The 17,907-nt window shown below is 68.9% G+C and carries 13 protein-coding genes and 1 tRNA gene; 7 read left to right on the top strand and 7 right to left on the bottom strand.

Translation table 11 applies throughout. The annotated features are described in order from the left end of the window. The first annotated feature begins 70 nt into the window (after positions 1 to 70). Positions 71 to 3,232 (top strand): BTAD domain-containing putative transcriptional regulator, encoded by a 3,162-nt coding sequence (locus ACFWX1_RS00185; protein ID WP_378382591.1) that lies wholly within the window; start codon positions 71 to 73, stop codon positions 3,230 to 3,232. Positions 3,233 to 3,263: 31 nt separating this feature from the next. Here the strand turns inward: ACFWX1_RS00185 and ACFWX1_RS00180 are convergent, their stop codons facing one another. Beyond that, complete coding sequence (locus ACFWX1_RS00180) at positions 3,264 to 3,671, bottom strand: HD domain-containing protein (RefSeq protein ID WP_378382590.1); 408 nt, start codon at positions 3,669 to 3,671, stop codon at positions 3,264 to 3,266. A 29-nt stretch (positions 3,672 to 3,700) separates the two neighbouring features. Then, entirely contained in the window at positions 3,701 to 3,856 is a 156-nt protein-coding gene (locus tag ACFWX1_RS00175) for a hypothetical protein (RefSeq protein ID WP_378382589.1), read from the bottom strand. Between the two features lie 148 nt (positions 3,857 to 4,004). Here ACFWX1_RS00175 and ACFWX1_RS00170 point away from each other — a divergent pair, with 148 nt between their 5' ends. From ACFWX1_RS00170 to ACFWX1_RS00155, 4 genes are all read left to right on the top strand, one after another. Continuing rightward, the gene (locus tag ACFWX1_RS00170; protein WP_378382588.1) at positions 4,005 to 5,267 is read left to right on the top strand and encodes a DUF222 domain-containing protein; all 1,263 of its coding nucleotides are present in this window, start codon (positions 4,005 to 4,007) and stop codon (positions 5,265 to 5,267) included. A gap of 93 nt (positions 5,268 to 5,360) precedes the next feature. Then, entirely contained in the window at positions 5,361 to 6,221 is an 861-nt protein-coding gene (locus tag ACFWX1_RS00165) for a helix-turn-helix transcriptional regulator (protein ID WP_378382587.1), read from the top strand. A 4-nt stretch (positions 6,222 to 6,225) separates the two neighbouring features. Continuing rightward, a complete protein-coding gene (locus ACFWX1_RS00160; RefSeq protein ID WP_378382586.1) occupies positions 6,226 to 6,417 on the top strand; it encodes a DUF397 domain-containing protein in 192 nt (63 codons plus the stop codon). A gap of 6 nt (positions 6,418 to 6,423) precedes the next feature. Next, positions 6,424 to 7,488 carry an FkbM family methyltransferase gene (locus ACFWX1_RS00155; protein ID WP_378382585.1) on the top strand — a complete coding sequence of 355 codons (1,065 nt, stop codon included), beginning with the start codon at positions 6,424 to 6,426 and terminating at the stop codon, positions 7,486 to 7,488. Between the two features lie 10 nt (positions 7,489 to 7,498). Here ACFWX1_RS00155 and ACFWX1_RS00150 read toward each other — a convergent pair whose 3' ends face one another. The 3 genes from ACFWX1_RS00150 to ACFWX1_RS00140 all read right to left on the bottom strand — a co-directional run bounded on the left by ACFWX1_RS00150 (position 7,499) and on the right by ACFWX1_RS00140 (position 15,389). Continuing rightward, on the bottom strand, positions 7,499 to 9,388 hold the full coding sequence (locus ACFWX1_RS00150) for an alpha-L-fucosidase (RefSeq protein WP_378382584.1): 1,890 nt from the start codon (positions 9,386 to 9,388) through the stop codon (positions 7,499 to 7,501). Positions 9,389 to 9,399: 11 nt separating this feature from the next. Next, complete coding sequence (locus tag ACFWX1_RS00145) at positions 9,400 to 11,214, bottom strand: alpha-L-fucosidase (protein WP_378382583.1); 1,815 nt, start codon at positions 11,212 to 11,214, stop codon at positions 9,400 to 9,402. 122 nt (positions 11,215 to 11,336) lie between these two features. Next, positions 11,337 to 15,389, bottom strand: a complete 4,053-nt coding sequence (locus tag ACFWX1_RS00140; protein WP_378382582.1) for a glycoside hydrolase family 2 TIM barrel-domain containing protein — start codon at positions 15,387 to 15,389, stop codon at positions 11,337 to 11,339. A gap of 302 nt (positions 15,390 to 15,691) precedes the next feature. Between ACFWX1_RS00140 and ACFWX1_RS00135 the strand changes: the two genes are divergently transcribed. Then, positions 15,692 to 16,120, top strand: a complete 429-nt coding sequence (locus ACFWX1_RS00135) for a hypothetical protein (RefSeq protein ID WP_378382581.1) — start codon at positions 15,692 to 15,694, stop codon at positions 16,118 to 16,120. Positions 16,121 to 16,252: 132 nt separating this feature from the next. Beyond that, positions 16,253 to 16,336, top strand: a tRNA-Leu gene (locus ACFWX1_RS00130). A gap of 35 nt (positions 16,337 to 16,371) precedes the next feature. On the opposite strand, the gene ACFWX1_RS00125 is transcribed toward ACFWX1_RS00130, so the two are convergent. Both ACFWX1_RS00125 and ACFWX1_RS00120 read right to left on the bottom strand, forming a co-directional pair. Further along, positions 16,372 to 16,695 carry a hypothetical protein gene (locus tag ACFWX1_RS00125; RefSeq protein WP_378382740.1) on the bottom strand — a complete coding sequence of 108 codons (324 nt, stop codon included), beginning with the start codon at positions 16,693 to 16,695 and terminating at the stop codon, positions 16,372 to 16,374. Positions 16,696 to 16,819: 124 nt separating this feature from the next. Continuing rightward, on the bottom strand, positions 16,820 to 17,890 hold the full coding sequence (locus ACFWX1_RS00120; RefSeq protein WP_378382580.1) for a MupA/Atu3671 family FMN-dependent luciferase-like monooxygenase: 1,071 nt from the start codon (positions 17,888 to 17,890) through the stop codon (positions 16,820 to 16,822). Between the last annotated feature and the right edge of the window lie 17 nt (positions 17,891 to 17,907).

The following is a 17,907-nucleotide window of genomic DNA, read 5'->3' as shown; positions in this document are numbered from 1 at the left end:
TCCGGCGCCTGGTCACCACCTTGCGCGGCGGAGATCAGCACCGGATCAGTGCCGGATTAGGGTGGTTCCCGTGACGGTGGAATTCGGCGTGCTCGGCCCGCTGGTCGCCACGCGCGACGGGGCCGCGATAGACCTCGGCGGGCCCCGGCAGCGCGCGGTGGTGGCGCGGCTGGTGCTCGCCAAGGGCCGCGTCGTCCCGCTGCCGCGGCTGATCGACGACCTGTGGGAGGAACCGCCGGAGAACGCCGTCGGCACGATCCGGACGTTCGTCTTCGCGCTGCGCCGCGCGCTCGAACCCGACCGGCCGCCCCGGTCGCCCGCCCGGCTGCTGATCACCTCCGCGCCCGGGTACGCGCTGCGCGCCGAGCCCGGATCGGTGGACGCCTGGCGGTTCGAGGCCGCGGTCACCGCCCGGGACGTCACACTGTCCGGTTTGGACGATGCGCTGGCGTTGTGGCGTGGCCCCGCCTACGCCGAGTTCGCCGACGAGCCTTGGGCACGGGCCGAAATCGACCGTCTCGACGAGCTGCGGCTGCTGGCCGTCGAACGGCGGGCCGAGGCGGCACTCGCGCTGGGCCGGGCTGACGCGGTCGTGCCCGATCTGGAGGCCCACCTCGCCGAGCGACCCTGGCGGGAGGCCGCCTGGCGCCTGCTGGTCCTGGCGCTCTACCGCGCGGGACGCCAGGGTGACGCCCTCGACGCGCTCCGCCGGGCGAAGAAGATCCTTGCCGCCGAACTGGGCGTCGATCCCGGGCCGGAACTGCGGCAGCTCGAAGCCGACGTCCTCGCCCACGCTCCGCACCTCATGCCGCGACAAGCCACTGACGTGGTGGTCGTCCCTCCTAGCACCGATGAACGGTCTTTCGTCGGACGTGACACCGAAATCGCCGACCTGCGGGCCGCCGCCGCGACGGCCAGGGCACACGGAAAGCTGAGCCTGGCGCTGGTGTCCGGCGAGGCAGGGTCCGGCAAGACCACGCTCGCCGAGACGTTCAGCGAACGGCTCGCGGCGGAAGGCTGGACCACGGCGTGGGGCCGCAATCCCGAACACGCCGGCGCGCCCGCCGCGTGGCCGTGGACCGAGCTGCTCACCGCGCTCGCGGTACCGGCCGCCGAAGCGCCCGACGGCTCCCCCGCGTTCCGCAGACGCCAGGCCATCGGCGCCGCGTTGAGCACCGCCGCCGCGAAGTCGCCGCTGCTGCTCGTGCTCGACGATCTGCATTGGGCGGACGAGGAAACGCTGGCGACGCTCACCGCGCTGGCCGCCGCTCCCGTGCCGGGGCCGATCCTGCTCGTCGGGACCTATCGCACCACCGAGATCTCCGCCGAGCTGACCGCCGCGCTCGGCCGCGTCGCCCGCGCCGGACCTGTCCGGATCCACCTCGGCGGACTGTCCGAAGCCGACGTCGCGGAGCTGCTGAGTTCGACCGCTCACCACGACGTCGGCCCGGACCTCGCCCGGACGGTCCGCCATCGCACCGGGGGCAACCCGTTCTTCGTCACCGAACTCGCCCGGCTGCTCGACGCCGAAGGACCCGAGGCGCTGACTTCGGTGCCGGCCGGCGTACGAGACGTCGTCCGGCATCGGCTCGGCACGTTGCCGGAATCAGCGCTCACGACGTTGCGTCAAGCCGCCGTCATCGGTCTCGAACTCGACCTCGATCTGCTGATCCCGTTGTCGGGCAAGGAAGACGACGTGCTCGACGACGTCGAATCGGCGCTGCTGGCCGGGTTCCTCTTCGACGACGACGGCGTCCGGTTCTCCCACGCCCTGGTCCGGGACACGCTGTACGAGGACATCTCCCGGCCGCGCCGCGCGCGCTGGCACGCCGCCGTCGCGGAGACGCTCGAACGCTTGCGCCCCACCGACTTCGACGCGCTCGCCCGGCATTTCCTCCGCGCCGAAGGCCGGTCCGCCGCCGCCCGCGCGGCCCGCTACGCCCGCGCCGCCGCCGAACAGGCCGAGCGGCGTTTCGCGCCTCACGAAGCGGCGCGGCTCTGGCGCGACGCCGTCGAAGCCCACGATCGTTCCGGCGCCGACGACCCGCGGGTTCGCCTGGACGCCGTCATGGGCATGGTGCGGGCGCTGGCGGTCACCGGCAGGCTGGAGTCCGCGCGGACACACCGCGCGGCGGCGATCACCGCCGCGGAACGACTCGGCGATCCCGCGCTCACCGCCCGCGTGATCACCGCTTTCGACGTCCCGGCGATCTGGACCCGCAACGACGACCCGGACCTCTCCCGGCAGGTCGTCGACGCCGCCGAACGCACCCTTTCCGCTCTCCCACCGGAAGAAACCGAACAACGCTGCCGTCTGCTCAGCACCATCGCGCTCGAACTCCGGGGCATGCCGGACGACCGCGGGCCGAGCGCGGCAGCCGAAGCCGAAACGCTGGCCCGGCGGCTCGGCGATCCCGGCCTCCTCGCGTACGCGCTGAACGCCCGTTTCATGCAGTCCTTCACCGACGCCGGGCTCGCCCCGGCACGCGCGGAGATCGGCCGGGAACTGGTCGAGCTCGCCGCACGGCATGAATTGGTGCCCTTCGAGGTGCTCGGACATCTGATCCTGCTGCAATCTTCGGCTGCACTCGCGGATTTCGCCGCCGCGGACCGCCACGCGCAGGCGGCGGACGCGCTCGGCGAACGCCACGAACTCCCGCTCGTCAGCGTCTTCACCGACTGGTATGCCGCACTGAAGCTGGCGGCAGCGGGCCATTCGGCCGAGGCGGAAGCGGCGTATCGCACGGCGGCGGTCCAGCTGCCCAGCACCGGAATGCGCGGCGTGGAGGACGGTCTCCTCGCACTGGCCCTGTTGTGCCTTCGCGTCCAAGACGGACAGTCCGTTGTGGACACTCGGGACTACGGCCCGTACGAGCCGTGGGCCCGCCCGGTACTCCTGCTCGCGTCCGACCGTCGCGACGAAGCAGCCGCCGCCGTGCGTGACCTCCCCGACTCGCCCCGCGACCTGCTGTACGAGGCCAGGCTCTGCCTCGCGGCCGTCGCCGCGCTCGGCGTCGGCGACAAAGCCTTGGCGCGCAATACTTACGACGACCTCCTGCCCGCCGCCGAGGAACTCGCCGGAGCTGGCAGCGGTCTCGTCACCCTCGGCCCTGTCGCCCAGTATCTTGCCGATCTCGCCGATGCCCTGGGCCTGGCCGATGAAGCCGCAGCCCACCTCGAACAGGCCCACGCGGTTCAGACACGAGTCCGTGCCATGACGGCCGCGGACTAACCTCGGCCGCCATTCCCCTGTCAGCCCTGGATCACGCCGCGACCGGGCAGCTCGCCTGAAAGGCCAGTCTGGCGTCCGCGTCAGCCGCGATCTGCTCGAGCACGTCGTCCAGCGCCATGAACGCCTCCCACGGCTGCTGACCGCTCGCCGCTGCGAGGTGCCCTGTTATCAGGTGCTCCAAGTCCGGCACACGTTTGCCCTTCCACACCTTGTCGGCGAGGCTGACCAGGAGGTCCTCCACACCCGTCTCGGCTGCCGTCCATGACGCGTGCGTGCGAGCGAAACGCGCTAGCTTCTCCTCGACCCCATAGCTGCGCAACAGCCGATAGCCGGCGTGTTCATGAGCCGAACCAGGCCCGGACAACTCGCCGGGGTGCTCGACCTTCCCGATGTCGTGAATGGCCGCGCCGAACTCCACTACTTCCCGATCGAATCGCACGTCGGGATAGCGCTGCTGAAGCCAGTTCGTCAGCTGGCAGGCAACGTCGTGAACACGCGCAGGTGCGCGGCCAGCCGAGGCGGAGCCTGCAGTCCCTCGAGCAGAAGCACGGCGCGCGACGGCAACGGGCGCAGCGCAAGGTCACCAGGATCGGTCATGGCGCGGCGCAGCAGTTCGGAACTCACTCCCGCCACCTTATCCCAGCGGCGCGCGATCTTACGACCATGCGCCACCCGGTTTGTCGAACTCCCTTATACAGCAAGGAAAAATGCATTCTTCAGGTTCACCCGATCGATAGCACACATGTTCGATCGGGCGGCGTATCGTGGAGGTATGTCAGTCGACAGCAGCACCCAGGCATCGCGCACCGAGTGGTGGCGCGAGGATGTGGGCTGCCTGCTGGACAGGCTTCTGGAGTCCGAGTGTGTGCAGCGTCGTGAGGCTGCTGTCCAGGGCGAGGTCATGGCCGAGCTGGAACGGCGCGGGATACGCGACACCACCGGCTACGGAAGTCTCGTGCGGTTGTTACAGGAGACGTTGAACATCCCGTACGCCGAAGCGAAGGCACGCGCGGCGCGAGCGTTGGCGTTGAACGGCACCCGCGACCTCACCACCGGCGAACAACCACCTACTGCGCCCGCGACCGCGCAGGCCGCGAGCGAGGGTGCGGTCGGGGCCGCGCAGATCGATGAGATCCTGCGGGTGCTGGACAAGCTTCCCAAGACCCTGTCGATGCAGGATCGGGAGCAGGCGGAGAAAATCCTCGCCGAACTGGCCCGCGCCGCCGGACCCCGAGAAATCCGCGCCGCCGGACGACGCCTGCACTCCCAGCTCGACCCCGACGGGAAAGAGCCCAAAACCCGGGAACCGAAACCCTTCCAGCCCGAGTTCTCGATCGCTCCGCACCGGGATGGCGGGCATCAGATCAAGGCCCGCGTCGACGACGAAACCTCGGCACGCTTGCAAGCGATGCTGGATCCGCTCGCCAAGCCTCGCCCGGCGACCGAGGAGGTGGAGGAGGAGCGCGACACCCGTACTCAGTGGGAGCGACGTGGTTGCGCGTTCTCGGAACTGGTGCGCATGTGGGCCGAACATCCCGACCTGCCCACGCAAGCCGGGGAAGCCACCCACATCGTCGTGACCGTCAGCTTGGAAGAGCTGCGGTCCGGGATCGGACAGGCCACCCTCGATCTGCTCGGGGAGATCACCGCCGCCGAGGCACGACGACTCGCCTGCGACGCCAAGATCATTCCCATGGTGCTGGGCTCACACAGCGAACCCCTCGACGTCGGCCGGGCACAACGCCTCGCCACCCCGGCCATCCGCCGCGCGTTGATCCGCCGCGACGGTGGTTGCGCGTTCCCGGGGTGCGATGCGCCTGCGTACCGTTGTACGGCGCACCATGTCGTATTTTGGGCACACCATGGTGAGACCAAAGTGGACAATCTCGTGCTCTTATGTTCCGTCCACCACAACGTAATCCACCACTCTGAATGGGAAGTCCGCATCGCCAGCGACGGACTACCCGAGTTCGTGCCGCCCGCCTGGCTCGACGCCACCCGCACACCACGACGCAACACCATCCATAGGACCTGACGGTGTATCACCGGCGTAACACCACCTCCCTTTCGGTGAATCCGCGCGTGCCTGTCATGACGATGGGCCGCGGACTCCGTACCGTTCGCGGGCATGAGGACAAGAGTCGCCGCGATGCGGCGTGTGGAAGCCGGTGCCGAACTCAAGGCGCGACGCGAGGAGCAGGGCCTGACCCTGCGGGAAGTCGCGTACAGGATCGATTACAACCCGGGCATGCTTTCCATGTGGGAGCGGGGTTTGCGCACCATGGACACCTGGGAGGCCGCGCTCTACCTCGGCGCCTGCGTGACCCCGATGCGCGAGGCCCTGCGCATCATCAGCCTGGTCCAACCCCCCAGCGACCTGTACTGGGTCCGCCCCTACTTCGACAGGCTGGAGGATCCGGTCAAATCCGTGATCATCCAGGAAAATCTCGCGAAAACGATGATCTGCTACAACCCCGATTACATTCCCGGTCTGCATCAGACTGAAGACTATGCGCGAATCGTTTTCGGATACCAGCCGCACCACTCTCCCGAAGAGGTCAACTTCCTGGTCAACGCTCGCCTCGACCGGCAGAAGCTGTTGCAGCGGCCGAAGCCGCCGCATTGCGTGTTCTTCATCCATGAAGACGCGCTGCGGAAGGTCGTAGGACACCCGCAGACCACGTACGACCAGCTCCAATACTTGTTGCTCTCCGCCAGCCTGCCGCACTGCTCCATCCGAGTGGTACCCGAAGCGAGTCCCGCAGGCCGGGCTCGCCGCTTTCCGTTCCGGATCATGGAGTTCCCCGAACCGCGACCTGCGATGGCCTACGCCGAAATCGACACCGCGAACCTCTTTATCGAAGACCGACCCGCCGTCGAGACCTACTACGCCCTAGTTACACAGCTGGAACAGTCTGCCCTGGATGAGGGACAATCGCGAGACTGGCTCATCCGGCTGGCGGATGAGTACGAGCGTATGAAGGAGTAACGCGATGGTGGCCCGTAAGCTGACCTGGTCCAAAAGCAGCCACAGCGGCAGCGAGTCCACCAGCGAATGCGTCGAGGTCGCCCTCACGCCCCAGTTCACCGCCGTCCGCGACTCCAAGGCCCCCACCGGTAACCTCACCCTCAGCCACCACGCCTGGGCCGCGTTCCTCACCGCCCTGAGTGCCGCTGAAAGGTAGGGATACATGTCGCGTCTCGCTCCGCGTCTGGACGGATTCGACCCGGAGCTGGCGCGCCGGATGGCCATGACCGTCTCCTGCGGGGACGCGGACGCCATCCCGAAGGTCGGCCAGGCCGGGGAGTGCCGTGACCACGACGGCGGCCGGGTCCAGGTGATGCACAACGGCCTGCTCGTCGAGGAAGGCGGCTATTACGGCGCGTGGATGGCCGAGATCATCCGCGCGCTGCGCGGTCACCACGAACCGCAGGAAGAGCGGGTCTTCCACCACCTCGTCCAGCGGCTCGCCGCGGACGGCGGCACCCCGGCGATGATCGAGTTCGGCAGCTTCTGGACCTACTACGGCCTGTGGTTCTGCCATGCGCTCCCCGGCGCCCGCGCCGTCGCGATGGAGCCCGACCCGGCCTACCTCGAGGTCGGCCGCCGCAACGCCGCGCTCAACGGCTATACCGACCGCGTCACCTTCGTCCACGCGGCGATCGGCGACCGTCCCGGCGACGTCCTCCCCTTCCCCGCTGAAAGCGACGGCCAGACCTACGACGTCGTCCAGCACGACCTCGCCTCCCTGATGGAGGCCACCGGTCTCGGCCACGCCGACCTCGTCCTCGCGGACGTCCAGGGCGCCGAAACCCTCCTGATCGAACGGGCCGCCCACGACCTCCGCGCGGGCCGTGTGCGGTTCCTGATCGTCTCGACCCACCACCATTCGATCTCCGGCGATCCGCTCACGCACCAGCGCGTCCTGCGGATGCTGACCGACGCGGGCGCGCACGTCGTCGCCGAGCACAGCGTCGGGGAATCCGTCAGCGGGGACGGGCTCATCGCCGTCTCGTTCGACCAGCGGGACAAGGATTTCCACGTCCCGGTGAGCCGCGCCCGCTACCGCGACTCGCTGTTCGGCGAACTCGAACACGACCTGGCCGCGGCCACCGCTCCCCTCCGCGCGGAGCTGGCCCGGGTGACCGCCGAACGGGACGACCTCCGGACCCGGCTCGACGCCATCACGGCCACGAAGACCTGGCGCTGGGCCGCCGTCCCCCGCCGCCTCTACGCCCGGCTCCGCCGCCGCTGACCCGCACCCCTCATGCTCCTGCCGTGCGGTACAGGGCGAACGTGCTCAGATACGGCCGGGCCCTCGACTGCGTGATCTGCACCCGGACCCGGTCGGTCGTGACCGGGGAAGACAGCGTCACGATCCGCGAATAGCCGATCGTCGTCACCGTCGCGACCGTCGTCCACTGGCCGTTCTTCAGAGCCTGCACGACGGCGCCCTCCACGTGCTGGCCGTGGCGGATGTCCTCGCCGAGCCGGAGCTGGTCGAACGTCCTCGCCCCGGACAGCGGAATCTCCAGCGTTCCTTCGAGCGCACCCCGTTCGGGCGACCACGACGTGGCGAGCGCGTCGTCGGTCACCGCCCGTACCGCGGGCGAGGCCGGCTGCCCCGGCGACGGTGCGGCGAGGTTGACCGACTCGGTCCGGCGGATCGCGGTGCCGAAGGCGGCCAGCGCGGCCGAATCCGCCGGAGCGATCGAACCGTCGGTGCCGGGCGGGACGTTGAGCAGCAGGGAGGCGTTGCGGCCCACGGATTCCCGGTAGAGATCCACGAGTTGTCGCGGTGTCTTGGGCTGTTCCGCGGGATGCCAGAACCAGCCCGGCCGGATGGAGACGTCCGCCTCGGCGGGCGCCCACTGCAGGTACCGGACCGACGGATCGGCCAGCACCGCACGGGAACCCAGGTCGGCGGCCTCCGCACCGCCGAGGAACAGTTCCTCGTTGTGCGCGGTCCGCGGATCGCCGGTCGTCGGCAGCGGGCTCCATTCGGTGGTGCGGGCGCGGCCGTTCTCGTTGCCGACCCACCGGACGCCGGCGGGCCCGGCGAACGTGACCGTGTTCGGGGAGAGCTGGTGGATCAGCTTGAACCACGTCGTGAAGTCGTAGTTCTCGGTGACGCCGGAGCCGCGCCACGGGTTGGCGCCGTCGAGCCACATCTCGTCGATCGGGCCGTACTGGGTGAACAGTTCGTAGAGCTGGTTGAGGTAGTAGGCGTTGTAGTCGTCTTCGTCGACCGAGAACTTCGGGAGCTTCCCGGCGGCCAGCGCCGTCGCGCGGTCGTCGCCCGGTACGAGGGTCGGGATGGTCCGCCGGGTGACCGCGCTGCCGGAACCGTAGCGGCCCTGTCCCGCAGGCTTGTTCGCCCGATCCTCGTACACCGCGCGCTCTTCGATCGAGAGCGGCTGGCCCGCAGCCACCTTCGCCTCGACCGCTTTGACCTCCTCCGCGAAGAAGGACGACGTCAGCTCCGAGCCGTCCGCGGGCGACAGGTAGACGCCGATCTTCAACCCGGCCTTGCGCGCTGAGGCCACATAGTCGGCCAGGATGTCGCCGCGCGCGTTGGCGCATCCCGCGTCACGGACCTGCCAGTACGCCGACGGGTTGCTCGCGCGTTCGCGCTGGGCCTTGTCCCGCGCCGCCTGGACCTCCGGCAGCGTCGCGCAGTCCTTTGCAGACAGCCACCACGGGCTCGCGACGACCGAGTGGTTGGTGTAGCGGCTGGGGTAGAGCACGAACCCGTCGTGGTGCTTGACCGTGAGCATCACCTGGGAGACGCCCGCGGTCTTCAGCGAGCGCATCCACTGATCGGTGTCCACGGTGGACGGTGCGAACGTCGCCTCCTTTTCCGCACCCGAACCCCATTCGCGGTTGGTGAAGGTGTTCATCCCGTAGTGGGTGAAGGCGGTGACCGGACGCTGCTGCCAGGCGAGCTGCCCCTCATCCGGCACGGTGTTGGCGGCCTTCGCGAGAATCCGGGCGAAATCGTCGCACGGCAGCACGGGGATGATCGACGACGGCGTGATCTGCTGGCCGCACCGGGAATTCGGGGCCGGGGCGGCTCCCGCCGGTGCACCGGGCACCAGCGGGAGCACGGCGGCGAGCGCGACGGCTCCGGTCAGCAGGCGGCGGAAACGAGGCATCGACGATCTCCTCAGGACGCCGGGTAGAGGTTGGCGGCGGGGATGATCCGCTGCGGGGTGTCCGGGCTGGACCACAACAGCTTCATCGTGGATTCCCCGCCCTGCTGGGTTTGTTCGACCTTGATCGAGTACCACTGCCCGGCGAGCAGGCGGACACTCGCCTTGTCGATCGTGGCGTCGTGCGGCGTGGAGTTGTCGATCACCAGCTTGCCGTCGATCCACACCTTCACCGTGTCGTCGGAGATCGCGGTGATGGTGTAGTCCTCGGAGAAGTCCGGGGTGATCGCGCCGGTCCACCGTGAGGAGAACGTCCCGCTCGGCACCGACGGCGCCGGCGAGCCGCTGTACTTCCAGCTGTAGTTGACCGCCGGGTCCACCCTGGACACCACGGGCTGGCCGGAGAACGTCGCGTTCGGCCAGAACTGGGCGGTCAGCCCGGTCCCGGCGACGGCGGCGGGACGCGGCGTCCGGATGGTCAGTTCGATCTCGGTGGCGGTCGGGTTGGTGGCACTGCCCGACGGCGTGATCACGACCTTGTTCCGGTCCCGCACCGCGGTCACCTGCTGGGCGCTGCCCAGCACGCGGGCGCCGGTGACGTCGAACGGCGCCAGCGCGTCGAGTGTGAGCGGCTTGCCCGCGCCGGGCCATTGGAACACCGACGCGTACAGCTTGTCGCCCTTGCGGCTGACCACACCCCACGACGGTTCGGCCACCACGCCGGGGCTGCTCGCACCCGCGATCGCCTTGCCCTGTCCGGCGGTGCGCTGCCAGTCGCCGATCGCCTTGAGCCGGTCGATCGACTCGGCGGGCACCGCGCCGTAGCGGTCCGGGCCGATGTTGAGCAGATAGTTGCCGCTGCGGCTGGCGATGGACAGCAGTTTCCGCGTCAGGTCGGCGGGCGACTTCCAGTTGTGGTCGTACTCGGCGAAGCCCCAGTGATCGTTGAGGGTCATGCAGGATTCCCACAGCTGGCCGTCGACCGGCGCGCCGGGGATCTCCTGCTCGGGCGTGCCGGTGTCGCCGTCGGTCACCCGCCGCTTGCCGACCCGGTTGTTGATCACGATGGCCGGATCGAGGCTGCGCACGTAGGCCTGGAGTTCCTCGCCGTCGCGGGCGGACCAGGTGTTGACCGGGTTGTCGGTGTTCCATTCGCCGTCGAACCACAGGATCTTCGGGTGGTAGTTGTCGACGAGTTCCTTGAGCTGGGCGTACATCCGCGCCTTGTACTTCGGGAACGTCGCCGGGTTCGCGAAGTCCGGGTCGTGCCAGTCCCAGATGGAGTAGTAGAGGCCGTAGGCGATGCCCGCCTTGTCGGCCGCGGTCTTCATCTCGGCGAGGATGTCGCGCTTGCGGTCGAACGACGAATGGTCGCGCAGATTCCAGGTGTTGACCTTGGTGGGCCACATCGCGTAACCCTCATGGTGTTTCGCGGTCTGCACGATGTACTTCTGCCCGGCGGACTTGGCCGCGGCGACGATCTTGGCGGCGTCGAAGTCCTTGGGGTTGAACTGCGACGCGATCGTCTCGTACTGGTCCATCGGGATGCCGCACTGCCGCTTGATCCACTCCGCGTCGCGGCAGACCGTCCCGTCCGGCCGGGTGTAGGTGCCCTGTAGCTGGGAGTACGCGCCGAAGTGGATGAACATCCCGAACCGGTCGTCGCGCCACCACTGCGTGCGCGGCGAGGTGAACGGGTCGTCGATCGCGTAGTTCGTGCCCGGCCCCGGCTGTTCCGCCGGGGCTGCCGTGGCGGTAACTGGGGTACTCAGCGCGGCCGCGGCGGCCAGTACCGCCACCAGCCCGCGTCGCATGGTCCGACCGATCATGACGCCCTCCGCGATGAGGTTCCTCGAGACGCTCCGACGTTAGCCGATAAACATCCGATGAAACACCCTCCAATGGCGGATACCTGCGGACTTGTCCCGGGATTCAGCGACAGGACATCGGATCACTGCACGCTGAACTCCTGCGGGAGTGCCTCGGTGTGCTCGTCCACGACCGCCCGGACCTCCCCCGCCGTCACGGGCACCCGGAGTTCGACGGAACTCTCCTGCCCCGCCGCGACCCGGAACGGCGCGGTGAGGGTCCCGACGAGGACGTTCCCCGCGGAAGCACGGCCGCTGACGCTGGTGAGACGCACGGTCAGCACGGTCTCGGCGCCGTCCCGGCGCGCGGTCACCGCGGCGATCCGGACCGGGCTGGTGAGCACGCGCCATGCCAGCTTCTCACCGTTCGCCGCGCGGTCGTAGGTGAGCAGCCCCTTGTTGTGGAAGCCGGGCACCGGGATCGGGTTGCCGCCACCCCCGGCCGGGGTCAGCGCGAACTCGGTGGAGGTCCAGTACATCTGGCCGAGGAAGTGCGGACGATCCTCCAGCTGCCGGTTGTGGATGTCGACGAACTCGGCCTGGTAGCGCTCGGTTCCCTTGCCGCTGCCCGGCCGGTCCTTCACCGCCTCGGCGCCGTATTCGCTGAGCACCAGGGGTTTGTCCCCGGACAGCCGCTGGAGGGTGTCGACGTCCTTGCCGATGTCGGTCGCCTTGCCGTAATACCAGCCGTCGTAGCGGTTGAGCGCGACGAAATCGTCGGAGGCGAGCGCCTTGTCCTTGTCGAACCAGGCGCTGACATGGGTGAACAGCCGCTGCGCGTCCAGTGTGCGACCGTAGCAGATCAGCTCGTCCACATAGGACGCGCCCTCGGTGGTGTTCGTGGCGTTCTCGTTCCCGACCGACCAGGCGAAGATCGACGGATGGCCGCGGTCGCGCCGGATCATCCGGGACAGCCGGTCCTTGGCGTACGTCCGCGTCTTCTCGCTCGCCAGCTGCCCGGCGTTCGCCTGGGTGACCGGGATCTCCTCCAGCACCAGGATGCCCAGCCGGTCGGCGGCGTCGAGCTCGGCTGGCGTCGTCGGGTAGTGCGCGGGCCGGAAGAGCGTGAATCCCTTGGCACGCATGGCTTCCAGTTCCCGCACGGCGAGGCCGTCAGGCTGGGTGCGGCCCAGTCCCGGATAGTCGGCGTGCCGGTTGAAGCCACGCAGATCCCGCACGATCTGTCCATTGAGGACGACATCGGAACCGCGTACGGCGATCGTGCGGAACCCGGCATGGGTCGTCACGTGCCGCCCTGCCGCCGGGCTGACGGAGACTTCGTAGCGCGCGGGATCGGCCATCGACCACAACCTCGGCCGGTCGACCTTCAGCATCACCGGCTCCGCCGCGTCCGCACCGGCAGGCACGGTGAATATCTGGTGCGTCCGTAACGCGATCCTGCCGTCGGGGTCGCGCACGATGACCTCCGCCGGAACCGTTTTCGGGCCGGTGCCCGGGTTCGTGGCGTCCGCGCGCAGGGTGAGCGTCCCATCGGCCTCCGCCTGCGCGGTGATCCCGGTCAAGGTGCCCGGGTCGGTGTATTCGAGGCGGACGCCCTGGGTCAGGCCGCCCCAGTTCCAGTAGAGGTCGGTGTTGATCCCGTACGGGCGGATCGTCGAGACCCGGTTGTCCAGCACGACGGCGAGTACGTTGCGGCCGGCCCGCAGCGCGGCGGTGACGTCGAGCTCGACCGGGAGGTACCCGCCGGTCGCGCTGCCGACCTTGGTGCCGTTGACGAAGAAGGAGCAGGCGAAGTAGCAGGACTCGAAGACCAGCCTCGCCTGTTTGCCCGGCTTCGCGCTGAACTCCTTGCGGTACAAGGCGAGCTGGCCCGCGTCGTCGTTCCAGCGGGCCCGCACCGCGCCGTAGCTGCTCGGCACGAGGATCCGCGACATCCCGGCCTCGCCGAACCCGGCCGCCGCACCCGGCGGCGTATCGCCGTCCAGCGCGCCCGCGGGCAACTCCGCCGCGGGCGCGAATTTCCAATCCCCGTCAAGGTTCGTCACGCCTGGTTCGTCGGCCGGACGCCGGGTGGTCACCGTCTTGGCGGCGGTCACCGTGCCCTGGCCGGTCACCGCTTCGGCCACGAGCATGTGCCTGCCGGACGTGAACCAGGCGGCGTCTGTCGCGGTCTTCCACACCGGCGCGAGCCCCGTGCCGTCGGCATAGGTCCGTGTCACCTCGGCGAAAGCCGTGCCATCCCAGGAGAATCGGACCGACCGGGTGTCGAACGGCGCCGTGACCTCGATGTCGGTCAGTCCGGTGAGGTCCGTTCCGGTCGGCTGGGTGAAGCGCACCGTCCTGTCCTGGGGCGGCGCGTCGGCGCCCGCCTGCGCGATCACCCGCCGGGCGTCCTCGGGGAAGCTCGTCAGGCCCATCTGGTTCGGTCCCCACTGCTTGGTGGGGCCCGGGTTGTGCGGCGGCGCGGGCGGCGCGTCGGTCCAGTTGCCGCGGATGATCAGATTGGTGCTCCACGAGGCCCAGGACGAGATCCAGTTGAACTCGGCGGTCACGTTCTTCGCGTTGCGAATCACGTTCGCCGTCGTCGTGTAGTAGGAGCTCTTCTCGTCGTGGTAGATGCCGTTCCCGTGGTCGGTCCCGGCGAAGTCGACGTCGTTGCCCTCGACGCGCGAGCCTGGCGACACGGCCTGTGTGTAGATCGCGCCACCGTCGTACAACTTGCCCATATGGTGCGCGATCCTGTTGTGGGTCACCAGAATGTCGCGCTGCGTCGGCGCGTCGCCGACGAAGTTCCAGCCCCACCCGACCGAGATCCCGGTGTAGGGGACGTGCTCGACGGTGTTCCGCTCGACGGTGAGCCCGTCGTTGTAGAGCCCCACGATGCCGACGGCGTCACGGAACTCGCGGCCGATGTAGGTGATCGTGTTACCCCACACCACATTGTCGGCCGTCTTCGCCTTAGACGCGTGCTGCGTGTCGCCGACGAACACGCCGCCACCGTCGATGTCGGTGAAGACGCTGTTTTCGATGACGCTGTCCCGAGTTCCGCCGTCCAGCGTCAGCCCCGCGCCGCCGAGCCCGGTGAACGTGCCGCCGGTGAACCGGACCCTGAGCCCGCCGGTGACCGTGACCGCCGCCGGCGTGCGCGCGTAGTCCTCCCCCGCTCCGCCGATCGTGCCGGTGCGCACGCCGTTGACGTAGTAACCTGCCTGCGCCCCAGCGTATCCCTCGGGGGTATCCGGATTGCGCCACGTCGTGCCGGTGAACGTCAGCCCCTCGAACGCGACGTCATGCACGTTTTTCAGGACGAGCAGCTGTTCGGCCACACCCAGCTCGACATCGGCGGTCTTCAGGTTCTCACCGGGCTGCGGGACGTAGTAGAGCTTGTTTTCGCGCTGGTCGAGGAAGAACTGGCCGGGCTGCCCGAGGAGTTCGTACGCGTTCTCGAACCAGTCGACGCCACGCCAGCCCTTCAACGGACTGGCGCTTTCCCAGCCCGTCTGGGTTTTCGCGTTCGCGTTGTCCCAGCAAGGCTGCGCCACGGTCACCTCGGCGCCCTTCGCCGAGGTGATACCGCAGTGGAAGTCCCGCCACCGCGAGTTCGTCACGAGCCGCAGATCCTCGGGATGCGCGAACGAGGCGATCCGCGGATCGACGCCACCGACCCCGGTGGCGTCCGGCCTGCAGACGTCCTTGCCACAACCGAGCCCCTTGACCCGCTCGGCCCGCACACCGTTGACGGACATGTCGCGCGACCGGGTCCCAGCGGGCACGTCGGCCACCCAGATGCCCGCACGGTGTGTCTTCCAGCCGGTCACCCGGACTGCGCCGGTGAACCGCGGCCGCGCTCCCCGCTCGGCACGCCAGGTGACGGAGTGACCGCCTGCGCCGGAATCACCCGCGTCCAGCTCCATCGGCGCGGCCATCCGGTAGTCCCCGCCGGCCAGCTCCACCACGATGTCGCGACGCGGATGAGCCATCCTCTCCCGCACGACCTGCCGCGCGCCCGCCACCGAACACGGCCGCCCCGCCGAGCACACCGCGCCCGACCCGGCGGGCGCGGCATGCAGGACCTCCGGCCCCTTCTCGGCACCTGCCGCGTCCCCTGCCCCGGCGATCATGCCGCCGACCACAGCCGCCAACGCCACCCAGAGCGCACTTCGCCGTCGCCGCATGCCCCACCACCGCTCATCCGATGTCTGGATGCTCATAGTTGCGCGCAACGTCGATAAAGGCAACAGCTTCTAGCAGATACTCCTGCACGAACGCACATCACGCTCACTAGCCCGAACGCCGTACATCCGATGTATCCCTTGCACGAACCGAGCACCACTTCGTGACACTCATCACGGCGAGTTACATGAAGGTTGAACTATTCGGGTGAACATGACGCCACAACCGTGTCTCCCGCTGCTCAGCGTCATCCCCATTCATGACCCTCCGCGGGGGCGCGGAGGGGAACGCTAAGGAGACGCGGATGGCGACAGGACCGAACATCACCGATCACCGTGCGACGCCGCGCATGACCGCCCGCGGACAGCTGTACGCCTCCGTCGAGGCCTACAACTCCGCGCACCCGGACGCCGCCCTGCCGCTGGAGATGGCGCAGCGGCACCGCCTGCGTTGTTACACCGCCGCGCACCGCGGCCTGATCGACGACGTCACCGGCACCGACTTCACCTGGACGATCGCCTTCCTCCCGGACCTCCCCACCGACCGCGACCGGCCCGGCGTCGTCCTGGCCACCCGCTGGGGCGCTCCTCCGCTCCTGGTCCTCGCCCAAGACGTCGGCCTGCGCACCGCCTGGACCACCCTCGTCGAACGCTGGCCGACACACCTCTCGGAAGCCGCCACCCTGCTCGACTCACTCGCCCGCGTTCCGGCGTCGACCGACTCCTCTGTGTAACCACCTGCGGCCCGCCCTCGGCCCGGCACTCCCCGGACCGAGGGCGCCCACGCCCCATCAGGCCCCGCCGCCGCGTACTCCTACCCCCCTGAAGGTCCACCCCAGGCGGACGTATACTCTTTTCACCAGCAGGTCCGAGTGGCGGAATGGCAGACGCGCTAGCTTGAGGTGCTAGTGCCCTTAACGGGCGTGGGGGTTCAAGTCCCCCCTCGGACACGTTCGCTACGCACACGGGTGGTTGCGGCTGAGTTTCAGCGGTAGCCATCCGTTTTTCGTGGTCGTAGGTCGACTTCACTCCCAGTTGTCGGTAGACCTCGAGCTTGTCCGCAGGGTCTGCGTCTCGCAGAACAGCCAACAGGCCGCCCAGCGCTTCGACCAATACCCGGATCTCTTCGCGGCTCATCCCGATGGCTCCGGGCGGATCCGCCGTCATTCACTACGAGCCGTGCCTTCAGCGCCAGCTTGGTCTCGTGCCCCAGCGCGACATCCTCGACATCGATCAACGACTCCTGCTTGCGTTGCTTGTTCCACACCTCATGCCCGGTGTAGCGCGGATTGCCCAAGATTCCCCGCACCGCACTCTTCGACCACGCCACCCCCGAACGGTGCGGGTCAGCGCCCGCCCCTGCTGAATCACTCTCGGCGGGCGCATGACATTCGGCCACGCCGGCGCGTTCGCCCTGGCAGGTCCTCCTCGGTTCAGGGAGCTGCCGGGGCGAAGCGCTGGGCGAGGGCGACCAGCGGGGGAAGCCCGGCGAGGATCTGCTCGGAGCCGAGGCCGAAGTCGACGAGACAGGCGACTTCGTCCACCCCGGCGCCCGAGAAGCGGTCGACGACCTGCCGGCAGCTGTCCGGGGACCCGATCAGCGAACCGTCGCGCAGGTATCGCTCGTAGGTCATGTCGAGCAGATCTTCGACGACGTCGTCGGGGAGATCGTCCGCGGGCATCTGGTGGCCGCCGCTGATGGTGCCGCCGCCCTTCGCGGCCTTCGTCTCGAGCGAGACAGCCGAGCGGAGGTACTCACGGAACGGCGTCCTCGTCCGGGCTTTCGCTTCGGCCTCGTCCTCCGCGACGTGGGTGTGCAGCATCAGCGAGACGATGCCGGTGTCCGGATCGAGGCCGGCTCCGGCTCGTGCCTCGCGGTAGAGCTTGATCTTCTCGGCGAGCTGATCCGCGTCCTGGCCGATGAGGTGCGTGAGGATGTTCGTGCCGCGCGCGCCGGCGTCCACGAAGGTCTGCGGGTTTCCCGACGAAGTCATCCAGACCGGCAGCTCGCGCTGGACCGGCTTCGGGAAGAGGCTGACCGGCACCTCGCGCCCGAGACCGTTGGGCAGTTCGACCGCAGCGCCGCTCCACAGCCTCCGCATGTCGTCCAGCTGCGCGAGCATCACGTCCCGGCGACCGTCGTAGTTTCCGGGGCTCAGCACGAAATCGTTGACGTTCCAGCCCGCGCCGAACGAGACGGCGGCCCGGCCGCCGGAGAGATTGTCCACAACGGACCATTCCTCGGCCATGCGGACGGTGTTGTGCAGCGGGGAAATCAGGCTGCCCGCCCGCAGCTGCAGCGAGTTCGTCGCCACGGCGAGCGCCGCGCTGGTCAGTGCCGGGTTGGGGAAAACACCGCCGAACTGGTCGAAATGCCGTTCCGGCGTCCAGACGGCGACAAGGCCGCCCTGATCGGCGAGCCGGGCGGCGGCGAGCATGGTCTCGTAGGTTTCGGGCGCGGCCGCACCGTCGGGGGCGGCGAAGAACATGATGCCGAAGCGCATCGGATGGTTCCTTTCGG

The organism is Amycolatopsis sp. NPDC059021 (assembly GCF_042739895.1).
Taxonomy (GTDB): Bacteria; Actinomycetota; Actinomycetes; order Mycobacteriales; family Pseudonocardiaceae; genus Amycolatopsis.
The sequence above is the reverse complement of the archived record's forward strand: the minus strand, read 5'-3'. Positions and strand labels throughout refer to the sequence as shown.